This is a genomic window from Pseudomonas sp. H3_D04 (assembly GCF_054669175.1).
Map to the genome: position 1 here is coordinate 1238699 of NZ_CP162801.1, position 26475 is coordinate 1265173.

Sequence of the window (26475 nt, forward strand, 5' to 3'; positions counted from 1 at the left end):
CCTGAGGTTTGAAGTCTTGCGTAGGCGCTATAGAAGTTTGCAGGTGTCTAAAAGTATCCGCAGATCGGCGGCGCTTACCGGAGGGGTGGAACGAGTGCCAAACTCCATCAACTCATAACAGTGTTCGAGTTGGTGGGCGCACCGGTGTAAAGGCACCAGGTCGACATAAAGGACAGTGCGGGACGTGTCTGTATCAAGTATCCAACGACGGTCCGACAGGTTGTAAGACAGACTGCCGACAGTACCGTCTCTCAGGGCTATGTTTCGAACGGCTAGGTCCTCCATTTCCAAGGCTCTCAGTTCTGCCAATAGGGCGCCCTCGTTCAGAACATCGCCTTTGAAATACCGGCCATCCAGTGAGTCGATATAGACTTCGTCGAAATCCAGATCGACTTTATAGACAACGCCGTCTGGCGTGATGACCCGTATCTGATCGATCAAATCTTGTGGGTCGTCGTAGTGCGGAAGGTGAATGACGGTATGTCCGATCAGCAGACAGTCGTCCACCCGTTTGATTCTGGTGTAGGCGAGGCTCGTTGCATCGAATTCCCAGGTAGACGCCGATGGCGATTTGAGTAGGGCGTTCGCTCGAGCGCCTGGCGTTGAAATGCCTAGCGTCATTTCGGAGCTGAGGTGGACAAGGTACGTCGAGCCGTCACCCTCCAGATGTTCGATGGTTGTTTGTTCAGGGTAAGCGACCAGTTGGACGCACTTCTCCCGGTTGCCCAGGTGATGGGCCTCGTTGTCCAAGGGCTGACAAAAAACAGGCGCTCCATCTCTGGCCACGAGTGGCAGCGGCACTTGGCGGGTGCGCTCCATTGGACCGTTTATTTCGAACTGATCGTTGGAAAAAGCTGAATCGGGCAAGGAGGGTGGATCGACTCTATAAGAAACACCGTCATTCATGATCAGAAGAACAGCTTGGTTCAACACGTTGGTGGGGCGCGTCAGTCGGCTTGTGATTCTCTGGTCGCCGCCCCAGATAGAGCTGGCCAGGTTGTTGATAGTCAATTGCTGACTGTCAAAGTGAAAGGTCACACCACACTCTTTATACATGATGCGATCAAAGTCACGTTGGCGCATCAGGTCTACCTTGAAGTAAGCCTCGACCCGCGTCAGTTCATGGCTGGCATATTCCAGATAAAGGGTTGCCAGCGTGTTTGTGCTTCGTTGTTTTACTGTAAGGATCGTATGTTTATTGAGTCGCGAAACAAAATAACTCGTGTTTTTGTCGTGTGCGATCGTGTATTCACGGTTGTAAAGGATGACCGGGTTCTGGGTTTTTCCCTGTTGAGTAACGACTGTTTTAATCTCGAGGGAACCGGCAGCCTCTATGGTTTCAGGAAGTTCAGGCATCAAATGAAACCCGTCCTTTGTAACGAAAGTCAGTTTCCTGTTCTGCAGTTGCCGTCGATCGTTGGCTGTTTTATAGACGCCCTTGATGTAGACATCCCGCTCTTTAAGATCGTCGAGATCAAAGCCTGAGGTGATGACCAGTTCGTGATTGTCGATTTTCCAGCTCTTTATCAGGTCCATTCTCCAGTCAAGTGCAATGACGCTCTCTTCCACGCCATCTTCAGTAATGAATACGTTGCCGGGTTTATGGGCCACCGCGTAGTGATCCTTTCCGGGACCTCCGGCGGCCGTACCTTCATTGTTCAGGAGATAGATTTTGTCATCCCCGGCGCCCGCCTCAATGGTGTCGCGACCGCGCGACTTGATGACATTCGGGCCGCCCGTACCGATGACCTTGTTTTGCGCACCGGCCAGGGTTTCGACGTTCTCAATGCTCTCCAGAAGCGTGTGCCGATAGTTGAAACGGCCCTCATTGGTCTGGTCACGGGTGATGATGGACAGTCGTCCTTCGTTCAGATCGATGAAATACCCGAATCTTTGGCGGTTGCCCTCAGGATAGCTCCCGGTAACCACTAGCGTGTCGCTGCCCAAACCACCTTTCAGAAGAGTGGGTAGAGGGTCTTTTGGACCGTTTTTGAGAAGTTCGGCGGCGCCTTCGAAGATGAATTCATCGTCTTTCTCTCCCCCGGTCAGATGCTTGATACCTGCGCCGTAATAGAATCTGTTTGGCTTTTTTTCAACACCCACGATGGTGTCGTCGCCGCCACCCATAAACCACACCGCACCTTTGTTCTCTCCTGGCGTTCCGAACTCCGCGCCGGGCATGTCGTCAGTCACACCGTTCCGAGCATCAATCGTGTCGTTACTATCAATGACGTGCGGTTTTTGTATGGTTTTATATAGGTACTGTTGCGCCTCCCAATCGAAGCTAGGCACCTGTGTCGGCTTTAGCTCGACCTTGAACTTGCCGTTTACAATGACTTCTGTACTGTCTTTTAATTTTCCTTCCAGTAATTTTCGGGCGGTCGCTTGTAACAATCTAGAATGTTCAACCGTTGATTTTGCAATCGCGTGGCGGGTTTGTATGTCGTCGTCGGGGAGAATTCCCCAAAAGGCGAACCAGCCCGTGCGCAGGCGCTCATGGGTAGTGAGTTCGATGTAATCATCGATATCGTCGACAACGCGTACCGCCGCATAGACCTGAGAACCTGCCACCAGCAGAAGTCCGGCCGTCAGCCCCACCGGGCCGATAAAGGAGAAACCTGCCAGTGCGGCGGCACCCAGAATCAACGTCATGGCCGCGCTGGTCACACTCAAGCCAGCAGCGACATAGTGATCCGTGGCTTCTTTGCCTGTGGTTGCCGCTGCGCTATTAAAGGATTTGACGGCGGACATGACATCGAAGGGCAACGTCAGTGCGCTCGCGATCAGCCCCGCGCCACGCCCCAGTCGAACGCCGAAGCTGGTTTTGGCAAAATCCCTGTAGGCTTTTTGCCCGGCTTCGATCATGTATTTTGCTTGCTTGGTGACCGCCACTTCGACGGCTAATGAAGTGACTTCCGCTGAAGTGCTGAGGCTGTTGAATACAACTTCGCCATGATCTTTTCTTGCAATGGCGTCTTGCAGGCCGCGCAGCCCGCTGTAAATACCGAAGGCCTGAAGCCCGGTCCCCATGCTGACCATGCTGCTACTTTTGACCCGATTCACCCAGGGAGGTGTGGTTTTGGACAAGTGCGCGTGGCGTATATCAAGCCTCTGCGCCGCGTTCAGCAATTTGTCCAGTTTGTGGCGGTACTGTTCAGGATCGGCAGCGGGATCAGGTAATTCTCTTAGCAGGGGCGGAGCCGTTAATGGGCGTTGCGACGCCATTTCAAACAGCAAGGAAGGCAGTGCGTAATCATCCCGGGTGCCGGTGAATCGCATACGCGCTTCAATAAATAAAGGGTCAAATTGCAAGGCGTTGATAAAAGACCGCTTGGGGTGTCGAAAGAACGTGTTTTGAGCGTTCAATCCCTGACCATTTGATGTCGCGCCCAGTGCATCCAGTGCACACCGGGTAATCGAGTGGGTGCCTATTTTTATAGGGCCGAACAGCTCATCAATAACGCGTAGCTGGCTTTTATTGGCATTTGTTTGTTGCGGGGCGGAGGCGATGCTTTCTTTATCGAAATCAATAGTGGTTGGGGAGTACTCATTGGCTTGCAGTTCAATATCCGTCACTTCGACGGCATTGTAGTGATCGGGATCGGGGGTTTGGAAAACCATTGCCATAGGAACTTCCTTTTCCTGGCGTCGTGTGCAAAATCGCAGCGCCATGGTAGGGGGAGTTCTGAAAAGACAACTATATATATTTATATCGCGTGTTGCGGTTTGTTGCGGGGCGGGGTTGAAGTGTTGCCATCCTTGGCAAACACTTCTTAGTGCGTTGGCGTTGATAACATCTAATGAAACCAAGTGTTCAAGTAATAGGGCAATACGATCAGTGGTTGCTTAGTAAGGAGGCTGCGCCCGCTCCACTGAAGAGTCCTGCGCTCACCCGGTTAAACCAACTTTGTCCTTTGCCACTGCATAAATACCTGGCCGCACCATGAGCGCCCAGCCCATAAGCTAATTTGCACAGCAGATCCAGCACAGTCCAGGTCGCAATCATCATCAGCAACTGCGGCAGGAACGGTTGTTCGGCGCTCAGAAACTGCGGCAGGAAAGCAGCAAAGAACAAAATATCCTTCGGATTGCTCGCGCCCAACACGAATGCGCGTCCGAAGAGGGCACGAAAACGTGGCACCGGTGCAGCCTGGGGCACTTCAGCGCCAACCGATGGCTGGCGCGATTGCTGCCAGCTCTGCCAGGCGAGGTAGAACAGGTACAGCGCACCAACGATTTTCAGCGCGCTAAACAACTGTTCCGATGCCAGCAACAGGGCGCCCAGGCCCAGCGCCGAGGCACTGAGCAGGCAGATCGAGGCAATAACGCCCCCCAGGAACGCCGGGTAAGAGCGGCGCAAACCGTAATTCAGACTGTTGCTGATCATCAGCAAAGACAGGGGCCCCGGGATCAGGATCACCACCAGCGCAGCGCCGCTGAACAGCAGCCAGGTTTCCAGACTCATCACTTTCCTCCATTTGTGCAAAAGCCCCACCCGACGGGGTGAGGCTGATTTGAAACACTGACGCCGTAACGCTTACAAGAAAATAAACTTGGCGATGAAGATCGCGCACAACACCCACAGACTGACGGAAATTTCCTTGTGCTTGCCGGTGAAGGCTTTCAGGACCACGTAGGTGATAAAGCCCAGCGCGATGCCATCGGCAACCGAGAACGTCAGCGGCATCATGATCGCAGTGACGATCGCCGGAATGCTGTCGGTCGCTTCGTCCCATTCGATGTGCGCCATGCCGCCCATCATCAGCATCGCCACATAAATCAGCGCACCCGCTGTTGCATAAGCAGGGATCATGCCCGCCAGTGGAGCGAAGAACATGGCTGCAATAAATAACACACCCACGGTGACGGCGGTAAGACCAGTCCGACCACCCGCCGCTACGCCAGCGGCACTTTCCACATAGCTTGTGACGGGTGGGACGCCGACTACAGCCCCAAACACGCTGGAAGCACTGTCAGCTTTCATGGCGCGAGAAAGGTTTTCGATCCGGCCGTCCGCGTTCACCAGGTTGGCGCGCTGGGCGACGCCCATCAGGGTGCCGGCGGTGTCGAACATGTGCACGAAGAGGAAGGCCAGCACCACGCTGATCATGCTGACGTTGAACACGCCGGCAACATTCATGGCCATCCAGGTGGGCGCCAGGCTTGGCGGGGCAGACATGATGCCTTCGTAGTGGACGAGGCCCAGGCCCCAGCCCGCGAGGGTCACGGTGATGATGCTGATGAGGATCGCACCGAACACTTTGTGGTAGCTGAGCACGGCGATCATCAGGAAGCAGATGGCGGCCAGCAACGGGCCGGGCTCGCGCAGGGAGCCGAGCTTGATCAGGGTGGCCGGGCTATCAACGACAATGCCGGCGGTTTTCAGGCCGATCAACCCAAGAAACAGCCCCACGCCGGCGCCCATGGCGTAGCGCAGACTCACAGGAATGCTGTTGAGCAACCATTCGCGAATCCGCGAAAAGGTCAGGAACATGAACAACACACCGGAAACAAACACCGCGCCAAGGGCGGTTTCCCAGTTGTAGCCCATGGTGCCGACCACGGTGTAAGTGAAGAAGGCGTTCAGCCCCATGCCCGGTGCCAGGCCGACCGGCCAGTTGGCATACAGGCCCATTAACAGGCAACCGAGCGCAGCAGCGATACAGGTCGCGACGAACGCGGCACCGTGATCGATCCCGGCGTCGGCCATGATGTTGGGGTTGACGAAGATGATGTAGGCCATGGTGATGAAGGTTGTCAGACCGGCAATCAGCTCGGTCTTCACCGTGGTGCCGTGCAAGCTGAGTTTGAAAATGCGCTCAAGCAAGCCATTGCGTAACGGCGGCGAGAGTTCCAGCGTCGGGGCTTCGGATTTGCGGCTTTCCACAGCGAATACTCCTCAAGAGTTTTATTGTTATTTCCAGGGCCGGACCCATGAGGGTGGCAGCGGCCCTTTGAGGCACTTGCGAATTTGTTGACCGGCTGGTCAGAAACTCGCACGAAGTGGATTATGCTTTTGTATACAAATAAAGCAAATAATGTTTTTGATTTTGTAGACGAAAAGTTTGGCAATAGGGATATATCGCCGGGAGGGAGACCTTCGTCGTACCGCTGACCGAGCCCGGCTCGCATCACAAGCAAGCGGGGAAACGACTGGGGGGGAGGGTAGAAACGAATAAACCGGCCAATGGGCCGGTTTATTTTTGTTCGAGATCCGCCGTGTCAGGCAGCTGCGAACCGCTTATCCAGATAATCAATAATCACCTTGGACTCATACATCCAGGTGGTCTGCCCATTTTCTTCAATGCGCAGGCACGGCACCTTGATCTTGCCGCCTTGCTCCAGCAGGGTCTGGCGATCCTGTTCGTTGTTCTTCGCATCGCGCAACGTTACCGGCACATTCAGACGACGCAGGGTGCGACGGGTTTTCACACAGAACGGGCAGGCGTGGAACTGATACAGCGTCAGGTCCTTGGCCGCTGTTTCGACCTGAGCCTGAGCGGCGGCGGGGCGCTGCTTCTTGCCTGGGCGAGTAATGAAGTCGATGAAGATGATCAGTTGGCCAAGGCCGACACGAAGCGCTTTTACGAACACGGAATAAGCCTCACAGGGCGAACGGAAGGCGCGCAGCTTACCTGATTTTTCACAGACGAAAAAAAACCGGCGATGAATGCCGGTTTTCTTCGTGTAACGAATTACTTGATCAGGCTGAGAAACTCGCTGCGTGTCGCGGCGTTTTCGCGGAACTCACCCAGCATCACCGACGTGATCATCGACGAATTCTGCTTTTCCACACCGCGCATCATCATGCACATGTGCTTGGCCTCGATCACCACCGCAACGCCCAGGGCACCGGTGACTTGCTGGACCGCATCGGCGATCTGGCGGCTGAGGTTTTCCTGGATCTGCAGGCGGCGAGCGTACATATCGACGATTCGCGCGACTTTCGACAGGCCCAATACTTTGCCGCTCGGGATGTAGGCGACGTGAGCCTTGCCGATGAACGGCAGCAGGTGGTGTTCGCACAACGAGTAAAGCTCGATGTCCTTGACCAGCACCATTTCGCTGTTGTCGGAGCTGAACAAGGCACCGTTGGTGACTTCTTCCAGTGTCTGTTCATAGCCGCGGCAAAGGTACTGCATGGCTTTGGCGGCACGCTTTGGCGTGTCGAGCAGGCCCTCGCGGGAGACGTCCTCGCCCAATTGGCCGAGAATCGCGGTGTAATTCTGTTCCAGGGACATGAAACTACCTGTGGGGATTTTCGCAAAGGGCAAGGGTACGGTGGCAAACACGGCGCTGCAAGCGTGAAGCGACAGCTTTACTCGTCACGACCTTCCATCATGGTCCGTTTGAGCATCACATACACCGCGCCGGCACCGCCATGTTTCGGTTGGCAAGAGGTGAAGCCGAGTACTTGGGAATGCTGACGCAACCACGTGTTGACGTGGCTTTTGATCATCGGCCGCTTGCCGTCCAGACGCACGGCTTTGCCGTGGGTGACACGCACACAGCGGATTTCGAATTTGGTTGCTTCAGCCAGGAACGCCCAGAGGGTTTCCCGGGCTTTTTCCACCGTCATGCCGTGCAGGTCGAGGCTGCCTTCGAACGGAATCTGTCCGATCTTGAGCTTGCGTATCTGGCTTTCCTGAACGCCGTCACGGGCCCACATCAACTCGTCTTCCGGGCCGACGTCGATCACGAACTGATCGGACAGACCATCAACGGTGGTGGCATCGGTGCGAACGGTCGCGGCCTGACGCAACTTGGCGATTTGCGCGCGGTCGGCCTTGGGTTTGCCGGTTTCGGCGCGATCGTGCTTGATCGGCTTGACGCCTTGGATCGCACTTTTGAACAGGGAAAAATCGTCGTCTTGCATGTCAGCCTCCGCGAAGGGCGGCCAGTTTACCCAAGTCGAGGCACTATCCATAACAATTGAGGCCCGCCTAAAAGCCGGGCCTTCGATTCAATCGTGTTTTTTCATCAGGTGCGGGGACATGTTCAGCTCTCGCGATTGGCGCGAACGACGCCGGCATCGACGCCACAGCCACACACCGATATAAAGCACAAACAGGCCAACCGCCAGAATGATCGCCGAGCCCAGCGGGCTGGCATTCAATTCGCCCAGGGCCGGAGGGCGGCCGAGCAGGCTGGCGGCGCCGGCCATTGCCAGCAACACACCGCACGTCGCCAGCAAGGCAGCAAAGGCTGCGCCGAATCGAAAACGCCAGTTGCGTTGGCCCTTGGGCCGCAAGCGGCGTGCGTCAAAACCATCGGATAACTTCATTCCGACCTTCCTCAATGGGTATCGGCCCTTCGACCGGGAGTTGTCCGGGTTGTTCCTGAGGCTAAGTCAATTGCAGCAAATGAGAGGCTTTTGCGGATGAGCGGCGGTATTGACCGCTCTTCGAGGCCGATCAGATCAGTTCATGAGTGAGCGCGAGGGTGGCGAAGTTGTCCGCCATGATCGCCATTTCGGTGTGCTGAACATGCTCGGCTGTGAGTACGCCACCTTTGTAGGGCAGATCGCGAGTCGCGCAGGCGTCTTCAACCAGGGTGCAGCGAAAGCCCAGGTTCTTTGCGGCACGCACGGTGGTGCTGACGCTGGAGTGACTCATGAAGCCGCACACGATCAGGTCCAGAGAGCCGAGTTCTTGCAGTCGATCGTACAATGGGGTGCCGTGAAACGCACTCGGCAGCAGTTTGCCGATAATGGTTTCGTCCGCCAGCGGCTCCAGGCCCGGGATAAACTCACCGCGCTCGCCCTGTGGATCGAACAGCCCGCCCACGGTGCCGAGATGGCGCACATGCACGATCGGACGACCGGCGGCACGGGCAGCGGCCACCAGTTGCTTGATGTTCGCGACGGCAGCATCCATGCCGGTCAGGGCCAGCGGGCCGCTGAGGTATTCTTTCTGGGCATCGATGATGACAAGGGTCGCATGACCCAGATTGGCTGCTGCGTAACCGCGGCCGCTGAGTTGAAACATCGTTTTTGGAACGGACATTCTGGGGCTCCTTGGAGTGGGGCTTTTGCGACATTGTCCTCTGGCTGAGCGGTTCTGTGAATCGCTACTATCGCAGGCGCCGTCGTTGCTGGCGTGCAGCCTTGTCAAGATGCAGGTTTTGTTCAATAGCCAACAGTGAAAATGGACATGTCCTACATCTGATCTGCTGTTTTCCCGCGTCGTCGTGGCGCGTTTTGGCTGTTAGAATCGCCAGTCGTTTTTTCTGGAGTTTACCCCCGTGATCACTTCCCGCCTTCGTACCCTGCGTGACCATATCCGTTGGGCCGTCAGCCGCTTCCATGGGGAGGATCTGTTTTTCGGCCATGGGACCGACAACGCCTGGGACGAAGCCCGTCAACTGGTGTTGGGTGCCTTGCACTTGCCGTGGGAAATCGCCGACAGCTACCTCGACTGCGCCCTGGAAGATGACGAACTGGTCAATCTGCAACGCTTGCTCAAACGCCGCATCGAAGACCGCATTCCGACCGCCTACCTGCTGGGCGAAGCGTGGTTTTGCGGGATGTCGTTCATTGTCGACGAACGTGTGCTGATCCCGCGCTCGCCGATTGGCGAGCTGATCGAAAAGCGTTTCGAGCCGTGGCTGGGTGCCGAGCCGGCGCGGATTCTCGACCTGTGCACCGGTTCCGGTTGCATCGGTATCGCCTGCGCCTACGAATTCCAGAACGCCGAAGTCGTGCTGGCCGATCTGTCGTTCGAAGCGCTGGAAGTGGCCAACCAGAACATCGAGCGCCATGGCGTTGATGAGCGGGTGTACACCGTTCAGGGTGATGGGTTTGACGGCTTGCCGGGTCAGCGTTTCGACCTGATCGTGTCGAACCCGCCTTACGTTGACGCGGAAGATTTCGCCGACATGCCGGACGAATATCAGCATGAACCTGAACTGGGCCTGGCCTGCGGTGATGATGGTTTGAACCTGGTGCGACGGATGCTCGCTGAAGCAGCGGATCATTTGACCGAGAAGGGCTTGCTGATAGTTGAAGTGGGCAACAGCCAGGTTCACGTTGAGGCGCTGTACCCGGAAGTCGACTTCGCCTGGCTCGATTTCGAGCGCGGTGGGCATGGTGTGTTTATGTTGAGTGCGGAGCAGTGCCGCGATCATCAGGCCCTGTTCGCTTCCCGCGTCTGACTTTAGGGCGCTTTCGCAGGCAGGCCTCGCTCCTACAGGTCTTGTGTGTGCCGCATCATTTGGGCACGACGCAAAATCGGTGAGAGCGTGGCTTGCCCGCGAAGACCGCGCCGCGGTCTCGGATCGTTACCGGTGCGTAGCAATCCAGATCAGTAACCCCGCCTGAAACACCGCAAACGCCACCAGGCACGTAATGGTAAAGCGCAGACCGGCGTCTTCACGCTTGTACTTGCTGACCTTCTCTTCGTGTTTCTTCAGCTTCACTTCCTGCTCGGCCAGATTCTGCTCGGCCTGTTGAAGCATCTGCGCGGCTTCGAGTATTTCCACCACTTGCAGCTTTTCGCTGTTCCAGTCACCCAGCAGGTCTTCGACCTTTACTTCTTTGACGCTGCCTTTCAAATGCTGGGCGTCGGCGTAGACCACTTCAAAACCATGGGCCTTGAGAAAGTGATCGCGGCGCAGGCGCGTGTCTTCGTTCAACGCATCTTTATTGTTCAGATCCGTGCCGTCGACGGTGTAGCCGGGCCAACGCTTCTTCGCCCAAGTGATGCCCTGGGCGGCCATGAACCGGCCGATGCCACGGTTCATCGGTTCAATCTGCAAACCGCTTTCAGGCTCGAAATGCACACGCTTGGCGGTGTGATCGACCCACACGTCCAGATGGTTCTGCTCTTTGCGCACGCGCTGGCTGGGCAGCTTGATGCTCATGCGCATCAGGCTGTGGTCCTTGCTGTGGCGGTCGGCGTAACCGAATTCGACAAAGCGCAATGGCCGCCCACCGGTATTGCGGTCGGTTTGCAGCGGCGCCAGGCGGAGCATCTTGTGGTGCTCGACGTGAACGTCCGCCCACGGCAGCTCGACCGCTGGCGGTGTGTCTTTTTCAGCGGTCGTGTCGGGTGAAGTCTGGGTATCAGTCATAACGGCGAGATCCTGTCCAAGCTCTGCTTGTCGTCAGTCATAGCGCTGGCGACAAAGGCTTATCGGCCGTTTTTTTCAGGACTGGAGGGTGAGTAGTGGCTAACTGGTGCGAAGTCCGTCAATAAACTCGAGGATTCGCGCGCCGAGTTCGGCGGCCAACGGCAATTGCGGGTCCTTGTAAGAGGCCATTTGCCGTTTCACGTCGTTGGGCACGATGCGCATGACGTGGTTCATGCCTTCGATCAGCGCCAGTTCGGCGTCCGGTTTGGCCGCCTTGAGCATCCTGGCGTCACCGACGCCGACCTGAATGTCGTTGCTGCCCTGGATGATCAACGCCGGCATCTTCAATTTGGCGAACGCCGCCGCCGGGTCCTGACGGAACAGCGAAATCAGATACGGCTGCACGCTCGGGCGGAAAATCACCTGTAACTGCGGCGGCACGTTGTCGTCGGTTTTGCCGGCCTTGAGGCTGTCGAGCAGTTCATTGCTGCGCAGCATCAACGGCGGTGGCAGGCGATTGCTCAATTGCTGACGCAACACCTGGTCGATCGGCCGGGCGCTGCCCGACATGGAGATGACCGCGGCGGCATCGACGCTGGGCGCCGCAAGGCTGGCGATCAAGGCGCCTTCGCTGTGGCCCAGCAGAATCAGCTGGCCAAAGCGCGGGTCGGTTTTGAGCTTGCGGCCCCAGGCCTCGGCGTCGGCGACATAAGCTTCCACCGACAGATTGCGCTCGTCCGGCGTCGCTGCGAGGCTCGCCGCCACGCCGCGCTTGTCGTAACGCACGCTGGCGATGTTGTGTTTGGCCAGCACCCAGGCCAGCCGCTTGAGGCTGTCGTTACGGCCGCCGTCGGGGTTGTTTCCGTCACGATCCGTAGGACCGGAGCCGGAAATGATCAGGACAACGGGCACGGGGGTGTCGGATTTAGGCAGCAACAGCGAGCCGAAAAGCTCCCCGGTGCCGGTATCCAAAGTGATCGGGCGTTGCAGGACAGTGGCCTGGGCAAAGCCGGTAAACAGGGTAAGGCTCAAGGCTAGAACTCGCAGCATCATCACGCCATCATTCACAAAGGTGCCGGTTGGACTCGCGGGCACCCATAAGGTTCGAGGATGAACTACTTGGGTAGCCTGCGTATACTGGCGCGCATTACGTATTCAGGTTCATTTCACGGAGCGTCCTGCATGTCCGGCAATACCTACGGCAAGCTGTTCACTGTCACCACCGCGGGCGAAAGCCATGGTCCGGCGTTGGTCGCCATTGTCGACGGCTGCCCGCCGGGGCTGGAGATTTCCGTTGAGGATCTGCAGCGCGATCTGGATCGCCGCAAACCCGGCACCAGCCGCCACACCACGCAGCGCCAGGAAGCCGACGAAGTCGAAATCCTCTCCGGCGTGTTCGAAGGTCGCACCACCGGTTGCGCCATCGGCCTGTTGATCCGCAATACCGACCAGAAGTCCAAGGACTACTCGGCGATCAAGGATCTGTTCCGCCCGGCCCACGCCGACTACACCTATCACCACAAATACGGCGAGCGCGATTACCGCGGTGGCGGACGCAGTTCCGCCCGCGAAACCGCCATGCGTGTAGCCGCTGGTGCGATTGCCAAGAAATACCTGGCCACCCAGGGCATCGTCATTCGCGGCTACATGAGCCAGCTCGGCCCGATCGAGATCCCGTTCAAGACCTGGGATTCGGTGGAAGAGAACGCGTTCTTCAGCCCTGACCCGGACAAGGTGCCGGAGCTGGAAGCCTACATGGACCAGTTGCGCCGCGATCAGGATTCGGTCGGCGCGAAGATCACCGTCGTCGCCGAAGGCGTGATGCCAGGCCTCGGCGAGCCGATCTTCGACCGCCTCGACGCCGAACTGGCCCATGCGCTGATGAGCATCAACGCCGTGAAAGGCGTGGAAATCGGCGCCGGTTTCGCCAGCGTCGCCCAGCGCGGTACTGAACACCGCGACGAAATGACCCCGGAAGGCTTCCTCAGCAACAACGCGGGCGGCATTTTGGGCGGGATCTCCTCCGGTCAGCCGATCGTTGCGCACCTGGCCCTCAAGCCGACCTCGAGCATCACCACGCCGGGCCGCTCGATCGACGTTCATGGCAACCCGGTGGACGTCATCACCAAGGGCCGACATGACCCCTGCGTCGGCATCCGCGCCACGCCGATCGCCGAAGCGATGATGGCCATTGTGCTGATGGATCACCTGTTGCGTCATCGCGGGCAGAATGCCGACGTGCGTGTGAGCACGCCGGTGCTGGGTCAGCTTTAATGGCTGACCTCAACGCCGCTGCGGTCTGACGACGTGGCGGCGCTCCCATACTGGCGGCTCTCCAGTTTCTATCTGTTCTATTTCGCCTTGCTCGGTTCGACAGCGCCGTTTCTGGCGCTGTACTTCGATCACCTGGGTTTCTCCAGCGCGCGCATCGGCGAACTGGTGGCGATCCCGATGCTGATGCGTTGCGTGGCACCGAACATCTGGGGCTGGCTGGGTGATTACACCGGCCGCCGCCTGGCCATCGTGCGCTTCGGCGCCGTCTGCACCCTGCTGACGTTTTCGCTGATTTTCGTCAGCCAGACCTACGCCTGGCTGGCGATGGTCATGGCGCTGCATGCGTTCTTCTGGCACGCGGTGTTGCCGCAGTTCGAAGTCATCACCCTGGCGCACTTGAAAGGGCAGACGTCGCGCTACAGTCAGATCCGCCTCTGGGGGTCCATCGGTTTCATCATCACCGTGGTCGCGCTCGGCCGGATGTTCGAATGGCTGAGCCTCGACATTTACCCGGTGGCGCTGGTGCTGATCATGGCCGGCATCGTCGTCAGCAGCCTGTGGGTGCCCAACGCTCAACCGGTTCAGGGCGAACGCATTGCCGGAGACGGTTTTCTCAGGCAATTGCGCAATCCCGGCGTGTTGGCGTTTTACGCTTGCGTGGCGCTGATGCAGGTGAGCCACGGGCCTTATTACACCTTTTTGACCCTGCACCTCGAACGGCTCGGTTACAGTCGAGGCGTGATCGGGATGCTCTGGGCGGTCGGCGTGGTCGCCGAAGTCCTGATGTTTCTGGCCATGAGCAAAATCCTCGCGCGCTTCTCGGTGCGTCGGGTGCTGCTGGTGAGTTTCCTGCTGGCGGCCGTGCGCTGGTTGCTGCTGGGCTCGCTGGCCGAATTCCTTTGGGTGCTGCTGTTTGCCCAAGTGCTGCACGCTGCAACATTCGGCAGCTTTCACGCCGCTGCCATCCAGTTCGTGCAACGTAGCTTCGGTGCGCGTCAGCAAGGTCAGGGCCAGGCGCTTTACGCCGCGCTCGCCGGCACTGGCGGCGCATTGGGCGCGTTGTATTCCGGCTACAGCTGGAACGCCCTCGGGGCCACGCTCACCTTTAGTATTGCCAGTCTCGCAGCCTTCGCCGCTGCCGTTATCATTGCCACACGCATGCAAGAGGACAGGCCATGAGCCTTACCCGTGAACACCTCGCCCAGGAAATCATCGACGCCGGGCGTTTTCTGTACGGTCGCGGCTGGTCGCCGGCCACCAGCAGCAACTACTCGACCCGCCTGTCGCCGACCGAGGCGCTGCTGACCGTGTCCGGCAAGCACAAAGGCCAGCTGGGTGTGGATGATGTGCTGGTCACCGACCTGTTGGGCAACAGCCTGGAACCGGGCAAAAAACCGTCCGCCGAAACCTTGCTGCACACCCAGCTCTACAGCTGGCGCGCGGAGATCGGGGCGGTGCTGCACACCCATTCGGTGAACGCCACGGTGCTGTCGCGCCTGACGCCAGAAGATTTCATCGAGTTCGAAGATTACGAACTGCAAAAAGCTTTCAGCGGCGTCTCGACCCACGAGTCCCGGGTGTGCGTGCCGATTTTCGACAACGACCAGGACATTGCGCGCCTCGCCGCCAAGGTGCAGCCTTGGCTAGAAGCCCATCCCGATTGCGTCGGCTACCTGATTCGCGGCCACGGCCTCTACACCTGGGGCGCGCGCATGAGCGACGCCCTGAGGCAGATCGAAGCGTTTGAATTTTTGTTCGAATGCGAGTTGAAGATGCGCGCGGTTTTGAACCGTCAAGCATGAACCGCAACGCATGAACCGTTAAGGAGTTGCCCTGATGAGCAGCCTGTCCGTTTACCACGTCTCAAGCCCTGATCTTCCGAACAAGGTGCTGACCCATTTCGAAGACATCGCCTCGACCCTGGCCGAGCAGGGCGTGCGTTTCGACCGCTGGCAAGCTACCGCGAAAATCCAGCCGGGCGCCAGTCAGGAAGAAGTGATCGCGGCGTACCAGGAACAGATCGACAAACTGATGACCGAGCGCGGTTACGTCACCGTCGACGTGATCAGCCTGAACAGCGATCACCCGCAAAAAGCCGAACTGCGCGCCAAGTTCCTCGACGAACACCGCCATGGCGAAGACGAAGTCCGATTTTTCGTCGCCGGCCGTGGGCTGTTCACCCTGCACATCGACGATTACGTTTACGCGGTGCTCTGCGAGAAGAACGACCTGATCTCCGTACCGGCCGGCACGCCGCACTGGTTCGACATGGGCGAGCATCCGCACTTCGTCGCGATCCGACTGTTCAACAACCCTGAAGGCTGGGTTGCCAACTTCACCGGCGAAGACATCGCCAGCCGCTTCCCGCGTCTTGAGGACTGAGCCGATGCCGATCAAAGCGATTCTCACCGACATCGAAGGCACCACCAGCGCGGTGAGTTTTGTGTTCGACGTGCTGTTTCCGTATGCCGCCAAACACCTGCCGGAATTTGTTCGCCAGCACGCCGGGCGCGCAGATGTGGCCGAGCAACTGGCCGCCGTGCGCCGTGACAGCAACGAACCGGACGCCGACGTTGAGCGGGTGATCGAAATCCTGCTGGGCTGGATTGCCGAAGACCGCAAGGCCACGCCGCTGAAAGCATTGCAAGGCATGGTCTGGGAGCAGGGCTATCAGGCCGGACAGTTGAAAGGTCACGTTTACCCGGACGCCGTTGAAGCGCTCAAGCGCTGGCATCAGGACGGTTTTAAACTGTTTGTGTATTCCTCGGGCTCGATCCAGGCACAAAAGCTGATCTTCGGTTGCTCGGAGGCGGGGGACTTGTCGCCCTTGTTCAGCGGCTATTTCGACACCACGTCGGGGCCCAAGCGTGAAGCACACTCTTACGAGCGCATCACCCAGGCGATCGGGCTGGAGGCTGCGCAGATTGTGTTTCTGTCCGATATCGTCGAGGAACTGGACGCGGCGCGCGCCGCTGGCATGGCCACTTGCGGACTGGCCCGGGAAGGCGGGGCGCTGGCAGGGCATGTCACCGTCGACAGTTTTGCCCGGATTGATCTTTCCGCCTTTTAACGTCGAAACGACTTACCTGTAGGAGCGAAGCTTGCTCGCGAAGGCGGCGTGTCCGTCAACATTATTGACATCTGCTCCATCGCCTTCGCGAGCAAGCTTCGCTCCTACAAAGGCTCAGTGCAGCTTCAAAAACAAAACAGGCCGTGGAGCGAAAGCTCTCACGGCCTGTTTTTTTACAGCGCGTTTATCTACACAACCGCAAGGTTCACGCCGAGTGATAGGTCGGCAGGGCAAACCGCTGCTGGCTTTGCAGCATGGAGATCTGCGGCAGTTCGCTGGCCTGTTCGGCCAGATCACGGCGAATTGCACTGATCACCCACGACAACTGATCGCCGGCATGCAATTGCTGGTACGAAATCGAACGCTTGAACACTTTGCCTTCGGTGCTGCGCAGGGTCAGCAGAATGCCACCATCCGGACGTGGTTGGGTGTTCACTTCGAAGTTGGAGAACAGGGAGGTAAATTTTTCTTGGATCAGGCTCATGTCTATCAGCTCCGTTAGCACTTGATTGGCAAGCATGGAGAGGTAGTTGCAGTGATTGTGCCAGCACCTGATATTTTTAAAATCGTTATAAATCAATGATTTATATTTTTGGTGGATTTTCGGTTTCGTGCAATCTGCATGAATGGCCATCGTGCATCCTGCATTTTGCGGGGTCGGCCTCGATTGGATGGAACCAATCACCCGCGCTGAGGTTCGCGATCTCGAACGCTCGGGGCGCGGATACAAAACATTTCAAAAACCGCGTGTACAGCTCAAGAACCGCTGACGTATTTTCGGACTCATAGACCGCCGCCCGACAATAAAAAGATCGAACGGGAGCAAGCATGAGCGACACGATTACCTGGAGCATGATGCTCCGCAAACTGCCTTCCATTGCCCAAGCCATTCCTCGGGTGGTGAAGGGCATGAAGGTTGCCAACGTCAAGGACCCGACCCAAGCGTGTGGCCTCGGCTGGACGTTCGAGCAAGCGACCTTGCGCAATCCCGATGGGCCCGCGTTGCTGCAAGGCGACGTGACGCTGAGTTATGCACAGGTCAATCAGTGGGCCAATCGCATCGCCCATCACCTGATTACCCAGGGCATCCGCAAGGGTGATGTGGTGGCGGTTTTTCTCGAGAACCGTCCAGAACTGCTGGTGACGATTCTGGCAGTGGCCAAGGTCGGCGCGATCAGTGCCTTGCTCAATACCTCGCAAACCCGCGACACCCTGGCCCACAGCCTGAACCTCGTGGCGCCTGCGGCGATCATTGTGGGCGAAGAACTGGTCCCGGCTTTCAGTGCCGTCCGCGAGCGGGTGTCGATCGAGCCGACGCGCACCTGGTTCGTCGCCGATCAAGACACCTATCGACATCCCGGCCATGCCCCCGATGGTTTCATCAACCTGATGAGCGCCAGCGCCCAGGCGTCCAGTGAAAATCCGGCCAGCAGCCAGCAGGTTTTCTTCGACGATCCTTGTTTCTATATCTACACCTCAGGCACCACCGGGTTGCCCAAGGCGGGCGTGTTCAAACACGGTCGCTGGATGCGCAGCTCGGCGAGCTTCGGCCAGATCGCCCTGAATATGCAGCCTGAGGATGTCGTCTATTGCACCTTGCCGCTGTATCACGCCACCGGGCTCTGCGTGTGTTGGGGGGCGGCGATCAGCGGCGCCGCAGGATTTGCCATCCGCCGCAAATTCAGCGCCAGCCAGTTCTGGAACGACGTGCGCAAATACCAGGCGACCACCCTTGGTTACGTCGGCGAATTATGCCGCTACCTGGTGGATCAACCACCCACGGCCGAGGACAGCAAACACCGCGTGAGCAAGATGATCGGCAATGGCCTGCGGCCCGGCGCCTGGCGCGAGTTCAAGACGCGCTTTGCGGTTGAGCACATTTGTGAGCTGTACGCCGCCAGCGACGGCAATATCGGCTTCACCAACATCCTCAACTTCGACAACACCATCGGTTTTTCCCTGATGGCCTGGGAGCTGGTGGCCTACGACCACGACAGCGGCCAGCCGATTCGTGACGCCAAGGGCTTCATGCGCAAAGTCGCCAAAGGCGAGCAGGGTCTGTTGTTGGCGAGAATCGACGACAAGGCGCCGCTGGACGGTTACACCGATCCGCAGAAGACTGAAAAAGTCGTGCTCCACGACGTGTTCACCCGGGGCGACCGTTACTTCAATACGGGCGATCTGCTGCGCAATATCGGTTTTGGCCATGCGCAGTTTGTTGATCGGTTGGGGGACACCTATCGCTGGAAGGGTGAGAACGTCTCGACGACCGAGGTCGAGAACATCTTGCTGCAACACCCGAATATTTCAGAAGCCGTGGCGTATGGCGTGGAAATCCTGAACACCAACGGACGTGCCGGCATGGCCGCGATCACGCCTGCCGAATCCTTGGCGACCCTGGATTTCAGCGAGTTACTGGCGTTTGCCCGCGAGCAAATGCCCGCGTATGCGGTGCCGCTTTTCCTGCGGGTGAAAGTGAAAATGGAAACCACCGGGACCTTCAAATACCAGAAGACCCGGCTCAAGGACGAAGCCTTCGACCCCGGCAAAACCGGCGATGACCCGATCTACGCCTGGCTGCCTGGCACCCAGACTTACGTGCAAGTCACCGACCAGATCCTGGCGGATATTCGCGGCGGCAAGTACCGCTATTGAATGTGGCTATGGCGGCTCTTGAGAAAAAAGAAGTGACAGCCTTGGGGCTGCTCGGGAAACTGTCGGCTTTCCGAATGACAGACAGTGGAGTCCCCGATGTCAGACCAAAGCCGCCAGATGACCCCCGAAGAAGCCGCTGAATTTGCCGAACAGGTATTCAACAAGGCACGCGAGGGCGATGCGGCCATGATGGCTGCGTTGCTGACCAAAGGCCTGCCGCCGAACCTGCGCAACCACAAGGGCGACACCTTGCTGATGCTCGCCGCCTACCACGGCCACGTGGAGACGGTGAAAGTGCTGCTGGAACACAAGGCCGACCCGGAAATCCGCAACGACAACGGCCAGAGCCCGATTGCCGGCGCCGCGTTCAAGGGCGACCTGGCGGTGGTCAAGGCGTTGGTCGAGGGTGGCGCACAAGTGGAAGGCTCATCCTTCGACGGCCGCACCGCGCTGATGATGGCGGCGATGTTCAACCGCGTTGAAATCGTCGATTACCTGATCAGCAAAGGCGCCGACCCGAAAGCCAAGGATGCCAATGGCGTCACCGCGCTGGACGCCGCGAAAACCATGGGCGCGGTCGATACCACCGCGCAGTTGCAAAAATTGCTGGCCTGAATACGCACGCTCCCCTGTGGTATCGAGGCTTTTATGGCGAGGGAGCTTGCTCCCGCGGGGCTGCGAAGCGGCCCCAAAACCATTCACCGCAGTAGATCAGGTCGACCGCTTTCACCTGATTGACGACTGCTTTGCAGCCGAGCGGGAGCAAGCGCCCTCGCCACGCAGTTTTGGTCTGCTCGGTAACTCTCTCCGAATGCGCTATCCTTCGCGCCCTCAAAATTCACTCGCTACAGGATCCGCCCCATGAAAGCCGCACTCGTCGAACTCATCACTAAAATCAGCTCCGGGTGCATGAGCGATGACGAAATCCTGAAAGTCGCTGACGAAGCGGCTCAGGCCTACGCCGATCCCGAGGCTTTTCTGACGGCCAATCCGGATATCAACTACGACGACTCCTTCCCGATTCCACTGGGCGAGTGGGTTGTAGTGGGCAGCCTGCCCGAAACCGTGCTGTTCCAGGCCGACACCTACGTCGACCTGTTCGCCCAGATCGTCGCCTCGTTCGGCCCCGGCGTTGATTTCAACATCAAACCCAAGCAACTGGCCAAGACCGAAGCTCTGACAGCGCTCAACCGCATTCAGGTGCAGATGGGCAGCATGAACAAGGAAAACGGCGGTTACACGCTGATGAACTTCAGCCAGTTGCTCGACGACGAACTGCAAGTGGTGTTGGTCTACGGCAACGACGTACCGCGCGTGCTCGAGTTGTGCGCGCAAGTGGGTATCACCGCCGCGCCATCGCTCGAAGCCCTGAAAATAGCGGTCCACGTTTAAAAAACGGAACCCTCGCAAGGCCCGGCTATCCTAAGAGTGCACACCACTCTTAGGGAGCGACACCATGGGTTCCACGTTCAATGGCCTGATCGGCCTGATTATTCTTGTCCTGGACATTTGGGCAATCATCAACGTGCTCAAAAGTGGCGCTGACACAGGGATGAAAATCATCTGGGTGCTGCTGATTCTGCTGCTGCCTGTCCTGGGCCTGATCATCTGGGCTATCGCCGGGCCCCGGGGCAATGTGCGGATCTGACCCCAACACCGCTCCCCTGTAGGAGCGAGGCTTGCCCGCGAAGAACGATTAAACGGTTTAACAGAGAGACCGAGTTATCGTTCTTCGCGGGCAAGCCTCGCTCCTACAGGTATGTGGGTGTCAGAAGGTTCGACCTGTCATCTTCCGCAACGTAGAATGCGCGCCTTTCCTGGTTAATCGAGCCGATCGATTGGCCATCATGGGCGGGTAACCGTCCGTTGCCACCGCATTCATCGGAGCACTTCCCATGAGCAACATCACCACCAGCGAATACCTGGAAACCCTCTACGAAGGCTACGGCCAGCGTTTTCGCATGGAAAAACTGCTGCACGAAGTGCGCACCGAACACCAGCACCTGGTGATTTTCGAGAACCCGCGCATGGGCCGGGTCATGGCGCTGGACGGCGTGATCCAGACCACCGAGGCCGACGAATTCATCTACCACGAGATGCTCACCCACGTGCCGATCCTGGCGCATGGCGCCGCCAGACGTGTACTGATTATCGGTGGCGGCGACGGCGGCATGCTGCGTGAAGTGGCCAAGCACCGCAGCATCGAGCACATCACCATGGTCGAGATCGACGGCACCGTGGTCGACATGTGCAAGGAATTCCTGCCGAACCACTCCAAGGGTGCGTTCGATGATCCCCGCCTGAATCTGGTAATCGATGACGGCATGCGTTTCGTCGCCACCACCACCGAAAAATTCGACGTGATCATTTCCGATTCCACTGACCCGATCGGTCCGGGTGAAGTGCTGTTCTCCGAAAACTTCTACCAGGCCTGCCGTCGCTGCCTGAACGAGGGCGGCATCCTGGTCACGCAGAACGGCACACCGTTCATGCAGATCGAAGAAGTCAAAACCACCGCGGGTCGCCTGCGCAGTCTGTTCCCGGACTGGCACTTCTATCAGGCCGCGGTGCCGACCTACATCGGCGGCTCGATGACCTTTGCCTGGGGGGCGACCAACACCGCCTATCGCAAGTTGTCCCGCGAAACCCTGCAACAGCGTTTCGCCGGCAGCGGCATCATCACCCGCTACTACAACCCGGAAATCCACATCGGCGCCTTCGCCTTGCCGCAATACGTGCTGCAAGCGATCAACAAGCCAAGCAACGACTAAACTGAAGATGTACGCATAACCCCCTTGCAGGAGCGAAGCTTGCTCGCGAAAGCTTCGCTCCTGCAGGTTCCTGTATGTTTTTCATACCTGCATGCGGTAATCCGTTTGAACGATCACTCAGGCCAAACGTCCAGATGGATGTAAGCCCATTTGCGGGTTTGTTCGAGGAGGCACTGATGCAAAAGTGGAAAATCACTTTCGTGGATGATCACGGTGAAACAGTCGATGAAGTCTTTGAGTGCGACAAGTGCCCGGATAACGAGCAAGCCGCGAAACTCATCAAAGGCCGGCTCCTTCCTGTCGCCGCTGAACTGGATCTGAATGATCTGGAAGGGCGAACCGCTGATGCCGGCGTAAAAAGTCTCAAAGCGCAGAACAGCATTCAAATCCTCGTCATCACGCCAATCTGAACAACACCTGTCTCATTCTTATCCAGGCCTTGGCAGCGCCTCCGTCTTGGGGCTACTCTGCAATCGAGATCAGCGAACGGATCGCTAAGGTCTGGACTTGTCAGCTACATGCTTGCTTCCCACCGGCGACCTGGTTGCCGCATCGCTCGCACCAATCGGTTGCGCGTGCCGGGAATACGGAAAGTCTATCCATCATGATTGAGGGGGACGTTTCATGAGCACAGCCTATCAAGAAGACATCAGCAGCAGCGTGTTGCGCCGCATGAAAGAAGGCGGTTTCGATTTTTCACGGTTCCATCCCATCGAGTTCTACGCCATTTTCCCGGACGAGGAGCGGGCACGCAGGGCGGCAGGGCAATACAAAGGTGAATCCTTGAACGCGCAAATCAGTGTGCGCGATGACGGCGCATGGGCGCTCGAACTGAGCAAAGTCATGTACGCCACCTACGATGATATCGGCGATTTCGAACAGGGTTTCGAGGCGGTGGTTGAGCCTCTGGGCGGCATCCTCGAAGGGTGGGGCGTCAAGCAGGAAATACGAGGGCGTCTCGCATAACGTTATGAACAGTGACAACGCTCAGCAACGGCTGACCTTCGGGTTGGCCGTTTTCGTTTGTGGCATCCGCCCCTTGGCAAAACCCTGAAACAAGAATCCCGAGGCAAAAAAAACCGCCTGAGCAGGCGGCTAAAGGGAAGTTTGGTCAGGTTTTGCAGCGGATGCGCGGATTATCCGCACCGCCGGCCGGGCAGTGAAATCAACTCTGACTATGCTGGTGATAGGTGACAACGTCGCCTTGCAATGAAGCGGGGGCGATCAGCGTGGGGCGTTTGCTGCACAGGATTGGTGCGGTGCAAACGGCGTGATTCTCCAACTGATTGATAACAAAGCGTTTCTGCCGATGGCACGGGCCTTGCGATGCCTAGATGTCCGGGTGACAAGGAGTACGGCATGATCCGCACCTATTTTGATGAGATGTACGATGCCGGCGGCCAGGTCCGCCCGCATTATCGGGAGTTTGCCCGTTGGCTGGCCGAGACGCCTGACGAGCTCTTGGCACAACGGCGACGCGAGGCCGATCTGTTATTTCATCGCGCCGGGATTACCTTCACGCTCTACGGTGATGAGCAGGGGACAGAGCGCCTGATTCCCTTCGATACCATCCCGCGCAGCATCCCCGCCAGTGAATGGCGGATCGTCGAGCGCGGCTGTATCCAGCGGGTCAAGGCGTTGAACATGTTCCTCGCCGACCTCTACCACGAGCAGCGCATCATCAAGGCCGGCATCATCCCGGCCGAGCAAGTGCTGGCCAACGAGCAATACCAGCTGGCGATGCAAGGGCTCGATCTGCACCGCGATATCTATTCGCACATTTCCGGTGTCGATCTGGTACGCGATGGCGACGGCACGTACTACGTGCTCGAAGACAACCTGCGTACACCCAGCGGCGTGAGCTACATGCTCGAAGACCGCAAGATGATGATGCGACTGTTTCCCGAGTTGTTCTCGGCCCAGCGCATCGCGCCGATCGACCACTATCCGAACCTGCTGCTCGACACTCTGAAAAGCTCCAGCCCGATCGATAATCCGAGCGTGGTGGTGCTGACGCCGGGTCGCTTCAACAGCGCGTTTTTCGAGCACGCCTTTTTGGCGCGAGAGATGGGCGTGGAGCTGGTGGAAGGCGCGGACCTGTTCGTGCGCGACGACAAGGTGTTCATGCGCACCACGGACGGGCCGAAGGCGGTCGACGTGATTTACCGTCGCCTCGACGATGCATTCCTCGACCCGCTGGCGTTCAACCCGGATTCGATGCTCGGCGTTCCAGGGCTGCTGTCGTCCTACCGAACCGGCAACGTGGTGCTGGCGAATGCCATCGGCACCGGGGTCGCGGACGACAAATCGGTGTATCCGTTTGTCACGGACATGATCCGTTTCTACCTGGACGAAGAGCCGATCCTGAAGAACGTGCCGACGTTCCAGTGTCGCAATCCTTCTGAACTGTCCCACGTGCTGGCCAATCTTCCAGACCTGGTGGTCAAGGAAACCCAGGGCTCCGGCGGTTACGGAATGCTGGTGGGGCCGGCGGCGACCGCAGCGGAAATCGAGTCGTTCCGCGCGCGGATCAAAGCCAAGCCCCACGCGTATATCGCGCAACCGACGTTGTCCCTGTCGACCTGTCCGACCTTTGTCGAAAACGGCATTGCGCCACGCCATATCGACCTGCGTCCGTTTGTATTGTCTGGCCGCGAAACCCGGGTTGTGCCCGGCGGTTTGACCCGTGTCGCCCTGCGTGAAGGCTCTCTGGTGGTGAATTCTTCCCAGGGCGGCGGAACCAAGGACACCTGGGTGGTCGAGGATTGAAGGAAGCCTGCCATGTTAAGTAGAACTGCCTCGGATTTGTATTGGATGTCGCGTTACCTGGAGCGGGCGGAAAACCTCGCACGGATGCTCGACATCAGTTATTCGCTGTCGCTGATGCCGCAGGACGGTCGCGGTGACGGTCTGCACGAACTGGCCATGCCGCTGCTGATTACCGGCACCCTGGACGATTACCTGGAGCGCCACGGTGATTTGCACGCCGAGCGGCTGCTGCATTTCTTCGCACTGGACGCGGCCAACCCGGCGAGCATCTACAGCTGCCTGGGCGCGGCGCGGGCCAGTGCCCATGCGGTGCGTGGGCGAATCACCGCCGACATGTGGGAAAACATCAATGCCACCTGGCTGGAAATTCGCGGGATCGCCGAGCAAGGCCTGAGTCGCTATGGCATGAGCCGTTTTTGCGAGTGGATCAAGGAACGTTCCCACCTGTTCCGTGGCGCGTCCTACGGCACGATCATGCGTAACGATGCGTTCCGCTTCATTCGCCTGGGGACGTTTATCGAACGGGCCGACAACACGTTGCGCCTACTCGACGCCCGCTACGAAATGGCCGGCGATCAGGCAGAAGCGGTCAGCGACGGCACTGCTCACGCGTATTACCAGTGGAGCGCGTTGTTGCGGGCGTTGTCGTCGTTCGAGGCCTACACCGAGATCTATCGCGATGCACCCGGTGCCCGGCATGTGGCCGAGTTGCTGTTGCTGCGCGCCGATGTGCCACGTTCCCTGCGTGCCTGCACCGAAGAAATCGACCAGATCCTTGCCCAGTTGCCGGGGGCAAATGGCCGTCCCGCGCAACGTCTGGCGGCGGAGATGGACGCGCGCCTGCGCTACACCGGCATCAACGAAATTCTCGACGAAGGCCTGCACGCCTGGCTGACCGAATTCATCCCGCTGGTGCGCCAGTTGGGTAACGCCATTCACAGTTCCTACCTGGAGGCTGCATGAGACTTTCCATTAGCCACGAAACCACCTATCACTACGAAGATCAGGTGCGGGCGAGCATCCAGTACCTGCGACTGACACCCCACGACAGCGAGCGTCAGCATGTGCTCAGCTGGCAACTCGACCTGCCGCGCCCGGTACGCGCGCAACTCGATCCGTTCGGCAACATCCTGCATGTGCTGACCATGGACGAACCCCACGAGGCGATCATCATCGGCGCCCGTGGCCAGGTGGACATCGACGAGCTGCGCGAAGCCGAACATGAAAGCCAGTCGGCACTGCCGTTCCTGCGCTTCACGCGCCTGACCGAAGCCGACGAAGCCCTGCGTGCGTTCGCGGAAAAGGAATGCAAAAAACGCCGGGATCGCACGGCGTTGATCGACTTGATGCATGGCCTGAATTCGCACATGACCTACACGCCGGGCTCCACCGAAGTGGACACCAGCGCCGCCCAGGCCTTCGCCGGGCGTTCCGGTGTCTGTCAGGACCACACGCACGCGTTTCTCGCGTGCGCCCGCAGCCTGGGCATTCCGTCACGTTATGTGTCGGGGTATTTGTACAGCGAGAATAGCGAACACCTGGCCAGTCACGCCTGGGCCGAAGCCTGGCTCGATGACGCTTGGTACAGCTTCGATGTGACCAATGAATTGGCCCGGCCGGAACGGCATTTGAAACTGGCGGTGGGCCTGGATTACCTGGATGCCTGCCCTGTACGCGGGATGCGCCGGGGCGGTGGGTGTGAGCAAATGCACGCGAAGGTGTTTGTTTCGCCGACGCCGATGCCGGCGCCGATTATCTCCGTTCAGCAGCAATAACCGGAACACCACGGTCCCCTTGCAGGAGCGAGGCTTGCCCGCGAAGGCGTAGTGTCATTCACATTGATGTCGACTGACACTACGCCTTCGC

The 26475-nt window shown here is 58.4% G+C and carries 27 protein-coding genes; 16 read left to right on the plus strand and 11 right to left on the minus strand.

Annotated elements, in window-relative coordinates:
• Positions 1-27: 27 nt before the first annotated feature.
• From AB4N91_RS05965 to AB4N91_RS06000, 8 genes are all read right to left on the minus strand, one after another.
• A complete protein-coding gene (locus tag AB4N91_RS05965; protein WP_460112182.1) occupies positions 28-3627 on the minus strand; it encodes a calcium-binding protein in 3600 nt (1199 codons plus the stop codon).
• A 208-nt stretch (positions 3628-3835) separates the two neighbouring features.
• A complete protein-coding gene (locus tag AB4N91_RS05970) occupies positions 3836-4465 on the minus strand; it encodes a LysE family translocator (RefSeq protein ID WP_154912308.1) in 630 nt (209 codons plus the stop codon).
• A 72-nt stretch (positions 4466-4537) separates the two neighbouring features.
• Positions 4538-5887 (minus strand): NCS2 family permease, encoded by a 1350-nt coding sequence (locus AB4N91_RS05975; protein WP_042932677.1) that lies wholly within the window; start codon positions 5885-5887, stop codon positions 4538-4540.
• A gap of 335 nt (positions 5888-6222) precedes the next feature.
• Positions 6223-6594 carry a glutathione S-transferase N-terminal domain-containing protein gene (locus tag AB4N91_RS05980; RefSeq protein ID WP_010456661.1) on the minus strand — a complete coding sequence of 124 codons (372 nt, stop codon included), beginning with the start codon at positions 6592-6594 and terminating at the stop codon, positions 6223-6225.
• A 101-nt stretch (positions 6595-6695) separates the two neighbouring features.
• Positions 6696-7241 (minus strand): GTP cyclohydrolase I FolE, encoded by a 546-nt coding sequence (folE, locus tag AB4N91_RS05985; RefSeq protein ID WP_003204506.1) that lies wholly within the window; start codon positions 7239-7241, stop codon positions 6696-6698.
• 77 nt (positions 7242-7318) lie between these two features.
• Positions 7319-7876 (minus strand): Smr/MutS family protein, encoded by a 558-nt coding sequence (locus tag AB4N91_RS05990; protein WP_010456652.1) that lies wholly within the window; start codon positions 7874-7876, stop codon positions 7319-7321.
• An 87-nt stretch (positions 7877-7963) separates the two neighbouring features.
• Positions 7964-8284 (minus strand): hypothetical protein, encoded by a 321-nt coding sequence (locus AB4N91_RS05995; protein WP_010456650.1) that lies wholly within the window; start codon positions 8282-8284, stop codon positions 7964-7966.
• Between the two features lie 130 nt (positions 8285-8414).
• A complete protein-coding gene (locus AB4N91_RS06000) occupies positions 8415-9005 on the minus strand; it encodes a cysteine hydrolase family protein (RefSeq protein WP_010456648.1) in 591 nt (196 codons plus the stop codon).
• Positions 9006-9243: 238 nt separating this feature from the next.
• Between AB4N91_RS06000 and prmB the strand changes: the two genes are divergently transcribed.
• Complete coding sequence (prmB, locus tag AB4N91_RS06005; RefSeq protein WP_010456646.1) at positions 9244-10152, plus strand: 50S ribosomal protein L3 N(5)-glutamine methyltransferase; 909 nt, start codon at positions 9244-9246, stop codon at positions 10150-10152.
• A gap of 126 nt (positions 10153-10278) precedes the next feature.
• Here the strand turns inward: prmB and AB4N91_RS06010 are convergent, their stop codons facing one another.
• Complete coding sequence (locus AB4N91_RS06010) at positions 10279-11070, minus strand: hypothetical protein (RefSeq protein WP_172791408.1); 792 nt, start codon at positions 11068-11070, stop codon at positions 10279-10281.
• A gap of 99 nt (positions 11071-11169) precedes the next feature.
• Positions 11170-12123, minus strand: coding sequence for an alpha/beta hydrolase (locus AB4N91_RS06015; protein ID WP_460112183.1), 954 nt, complete (start codon positions 12121-12123; stop codon positions 11170-11172).
• Positions 12124-12252: 129 nt separating this feature from the next.
• Between AB4N91_RS06015 and aroC the strand changes: the two genes are divergently transcribed.
• Genes aroC through mtnC form a run of 5 tightly spaced genes read left to right on the plus strand, consistent with a single transcriptional unit; the run spans position 12253 to position 16414 of the window.
• A complete protein-coding gene (gene aroC, locus AB4N91_RS06020; RefSeq protein ID WP_083376042.1) occupies positions 12253-13344 on the plus strand; it encodes a chorismate synthase in 1092 nt (363 codons plus the stop codon).
• A 33-nt stretch (positions 13345-13377) separates the two neighbouring features.
• The gene (locus AB4N91_RS06025) at positions 13378-14523 is read left to right on the plus strand and encodes an MFS transporter (RefSeq protein ID WP_460112184.1); all 1146 of its coding nucleotides are present in this window, start codon (positions 13378-13380) and stop codon (positions 14521-14523) included.
• Positions 14520-15146, plus strand: a complete 627-nt coding sequence (locus AB4N91_RS06030; protein WP_460112185.1) for a methylthioribulose 1-phosphate dehydratase — start codon at positions 14520-14522, stop codon at positions 15144-15146. Before AB4N91_RS06025 ends, AB4N91_RS06030 begins: the two co-directional genes overlap by 4 nt.
• Before the next feature lie 34 nt (positions 15147-15180).
• Complete coding sequence (locus tag AB4N91_RS06035) at positions 15181-15726, plus strand: 1,2-dihydroxy-3-keto-5-methylthiopentene dioxygenase (protein ID WP_010456634.1); 546 nt, start codon at positions 15181-15183, stop codon at positions 15724-15726.
• 4 nt (positions 15727-15730) lie between these two features.
• Complete coding sequence (gene mtnC, locus AB4N91_RS06040) at positions 15731-16414, plus strand: acireductone synthase (RefSeq protein ID WP_145305850.1); 684 nt, start codon at positions 15731-15733, stop codon at positions 16412-16414.
• A gap of 205 nt (positions 16415-16619) precedes the next feature.
• On the opposite strand, the gene AB4N91_RS06045 is transcribed toward mtnC, so the two are convergent.
• Positions 16620-16898: a DUF3509 domain-containing protein gene (locus AB4N91_RS06045; RefSeq protein ID WP_010456630.1), complete on the minus strand. Its 279-nt coding sequence runs from the start codon at positions 16896-16898 to the stop codon at positions 16620-16622.
• Positions 16899-17242: 344 nt separating this feature from the next.
• Here AB4N91_RS06045 and AB4N91_RS06050 point away from each other — a divergent pair, with 344 nt between their 5' ends.
• The 10 genes from AB4N91_RS06050 to AB4N91_RS06095 all read left to right on the plus strand — a co-directional run bounded on the left by AB4N91_RS06050 (position 17243) and on the right by AB4N91_RS06095 (position 26384).
• Positions 17243-19069: a long-chain-acyl-CoA synthetase gene (locus AB4N91_RS06050; RefSeq protein ID WP_460112186.1), complete on the plus strand. Its 1827-nt coding sequence runs from the start codon at positions 17243-17245 to the stop codon at positions 19067-19069.
• A 96-nt stretch (positions 19070-19165) separates the two neighbouring features.
• Positions 19166-19684: an ankyrin repeat domain-containing protein gene (locus tag AB4N91_RS06055; RefSeq protein WP_010456625.1), complete on the plus strand. Its 519-nt coding sequence runs from the start codon at positions 19166-19168 to the stop codon at positions 19682-19684.
• A gap of 246 nt (positions 19685-19930) precedes the next feature.
• Positions 19931-20461 carry a hypothetical protein gene (locus tag AB4N91_RS06060; RefSeq protein WP_010456623.1) on the plus strand — a complete coding sequence of 177 codons (531 nt, stop codon included), beginning with the start codon at positions 19931-19933 and terminating at the stop codon, positions 20459-20461.
• A 64-nt stretch (positions 20462-20525) separates the two neighbouring features.
• Entirely contained in the window at positions 20526-20717 is a 192-nt protein-coding gene (locus tag AB4N91_RS06065; RefSeq protein WP_010456621.1) for a PLDc N-terminal domain-containing protein, read from the plus strand.
• 247 nt (positions 20718-20964) lie between these two features.
• Positions 20965-21840, plus strand: coding sequence for a polyamine aminopropyltransferase (gene speE / locus AB4N91_RS06070; RefSeq protein ID WP_010456619.1), 876 nt, complete (start codon positions 20965-20967; stop codon positions 21838-21840).
• A gap of 176 nt (positions 21841-22016) precedes the next feature.
• Positions 22017-22250 carry a hypothetical protein gene (locus tag AB4N91_RS06075; protein ID WP_010456617.1) on the plus strand — a complete coding sequence of 78 codons (234 nt, stop codon included), beginning with the start codon at positions 22017-22019 and terminating at the stop codon, positions 22248-22250.
• Positions 22251-22464: 214 nt separating this feature from the next.
• A complete protein-coding gene (locus tag AB4N91_RS06080; protein ID WP_010456615.1) occupies positions 22465-22806 on the plus strand; it encodes a ribonuclease E inhibitor RraB in 342 nt (113 codons plus the stop codon).
• Between the two features lie 393 nt (positions 22807-23199).
• The gene (locus AB4N91_RS06085; RefSeq protein WP_010456613.1) at positions 23200-24609 is read left to right on the plus strand and encodes a circularly permuted type 2 ATP-grasp protein; all 1410 of its coding nucleotides are present in this window, start codon (positions 23200-23202) and stop codon (positions 24607-24609) included.
• A 12-nt stretch (positions 24610-24621) separates the two neighbouring features.
• Positions 24622-25572 carry an alpha-E domain-containing protein gene (locus AB4N91_RS06090; RefSeq protein ID WP_010456611.1) on the plus strand — a complete coding sequence of 317 codons (951 nt, stop codon included), beginning with the start codon at positions 24622-24624 and terminating at the stop codon, positions 25570-25572.
• Positions 25569-26384, plus strand: coding sequence for a transglutaminase family protein (locus tag AB4N91_RS06095; protein WP_010456609.1), 816 nt, complete (start codon positions 25569-25571; stop codon positions 26382-26384). Before AB4N91_RS06090 ends, AB4N91_RS06095 begins: the two co-directional genes overlap by 4 nt.
• The last annotated feature ends 91 nt before the right edge of the window (positions 26385-26475 follow it).

What these genes read in the sequence shown, in the direction of transcription:
- AB4N91_RS06060 (WP_010456623.1), top strand. Translation starts at nt 19,931, where the DNA reads ATGAAAGCCGCACTCGTCGAACTCATCACTAAAATCAGCTCCGGGTGC.
- AB4N91_RS06075 (WP_010456617.1), top strand. Translation starts at nt 22,017, where the DNA reads ATGCAAAAGTGGAAAATCACTTTCGTGGATGATCACGGTGAAACAGTC.
- AB4N91_RS06035 (WP_010456634.1), top strand. Translation starts at nt 15,181, where the DNA reads ATGAGCAGCCTGTCCGTTTACCACGTCTCAAGCCCTGATCTTCCGAAC.
- speE (WP_010456619.1), top strand. Translation starts at nt 20,965, where the DNA reads ATGAGCAACATCACCACCAGCGAATACCTGGAAACCCTCTACGAAGGC.
- folE (WP_003204506.1), bottom strand. Translation starts at nt 7,241, where the DNA reads ATGTCCCTGGAACAGAATTACACCGCGATTCTCGGCCAATTGGGCGAG.
- AB4N91_RS06095 (WP_010456609.1), top strand. Translation starts at nt 25,569, where the DNA reads ATGAGACTTTCCATTAGCCACGAAACCACCTATCACTACGAAGATCAG.
- AB4N91_RS06045 (WP_010456630.1), bottom strand. Translation starts at nt 16,898, where the DNA reads ATGAGCCTGATCCAAGAAAAATTTACCTCCCTGTTCTCCAACTTCGAA.
- AB4N91_RS05995 (WP_010456650.1), bottom strand. Translation starts at nt 8,284, where the DNA reads ATGAAGTTATCCGATGGTTTTGACGCACGCCGCTTGCGGCCCAAGGGC.
- AB4N91_RS06085 (WP_010456613.1), top strand. Translation starts at nt 23,200, where the DNA reads ATGATCCGCACCTATTTTGATGAGATGTACGATGCCGGCGGCCAGGTC.
- AB4N91_RS06000 (WP_010456648.1), bottom strand. Translation starts at nt 9,005, where the DNA reads ATGTCCGTTCCAAAAACGATGTTTCAACTCAGCGGCCGCGGTTACGCA.
- AB4N91_RS05990 (WP_010456652.1), bottom strand. Translation starts at nt 7,876, where the DNA reads ATGCAAGACGACGATTTTTCCCTGTTCAAAAGTGCGATCCAAGGCGTC.
- aroC (WP_083376042.1), top strand. Translation starts at nt 12,253, where the DNA reads ATGTCCGGCAATACCTACGGCAAGCTGTTCACTGTCACCACCGCGGGC.
- mtnC (WP_145305850.1), top strand. Translation starts at nt 15,731, where the DNA reads ATGCCGATCAAAGCGATTCTCACCGACATCGAAGGCACCACCAGCGCG.
- AB4N91_RS05970 (WP_154912308.1), bottom strand. Translation starts at nt 4,465, where the DNA reads ATGAGTCTGGAAACCTGGCTGCTGTTCAGCGGCGCTGCGCTGGTGGTG.
- AB4N91_RS06055 (WP_010456625.1), top strand. Translation starts at nt 19,166, where the DNA reads ATGTCAGACCAAAGCCGCCAGATGACCCCCGAAGAAGCCGCTGAATTT.
- AB4N91_RS06050 (WP_460112186.1), top strand. Translation starts at nt 17,243, where the DNA reads ATGAGCGACACGATTACCTGGAGCATGATGCTCCGCAAACTGCCTTCC.
- AB4N91_RS06065 (WP_010456621.1), top strand. Translation starts at nt 20,526, where the DNA reads ATGGGTTCCACGTTCAATGGCCTGATCGGCCTGATTATTCTTGTCCTG.
- AB4N91_RS05965 (WP_460112182.1), bottom strand. Translation starts at nt 3,627, where the DNA reads ATGGCAATGGTTTTCCAAACCCCCGATCCCGATCACTACAATGCCGTC.
- AB4N91_RS06030 (WP_460112185.1), top strand. Translation starts at nt 14,520, where the DNA reads ATGAGCCTTACCCGTGAACACCTCGCCCAGGAAATCATCGACGCCGGG.
- AB4N91_RS06090 (WP_010456611.1), top strand. Translation starts at nt 24,622, where the DNA reads ATGTTAAGTAGAACTGCCTCGGATTTGTATTGGATGTCGCGTTACCTG.
- AB4N91_RS06015 (WP_460112183.1), bottom strand. Translation starts at nt 12,123, where the DNA reads ATGATGCTGCGAGTTCTAGCCTTGAGCCTTACCCTGTTTACCGGCTTT.
- AB4N91_RS06010 (WP_172791408.1), bottom strand. Translation starts at nt 11,070, where the DNA reads ATGACTGATACCCAGACTTCACCCGACACGACCGCTGAAAAAGACACA.
- AB4N91_RS06080 (WP_010456615.1), top strand. Translation starts at nt 22,465, where the DNA reads ATGAGCACAGCCTATCAAGAAGACATCAGCAGCAGCGTGTTGCGCCGC.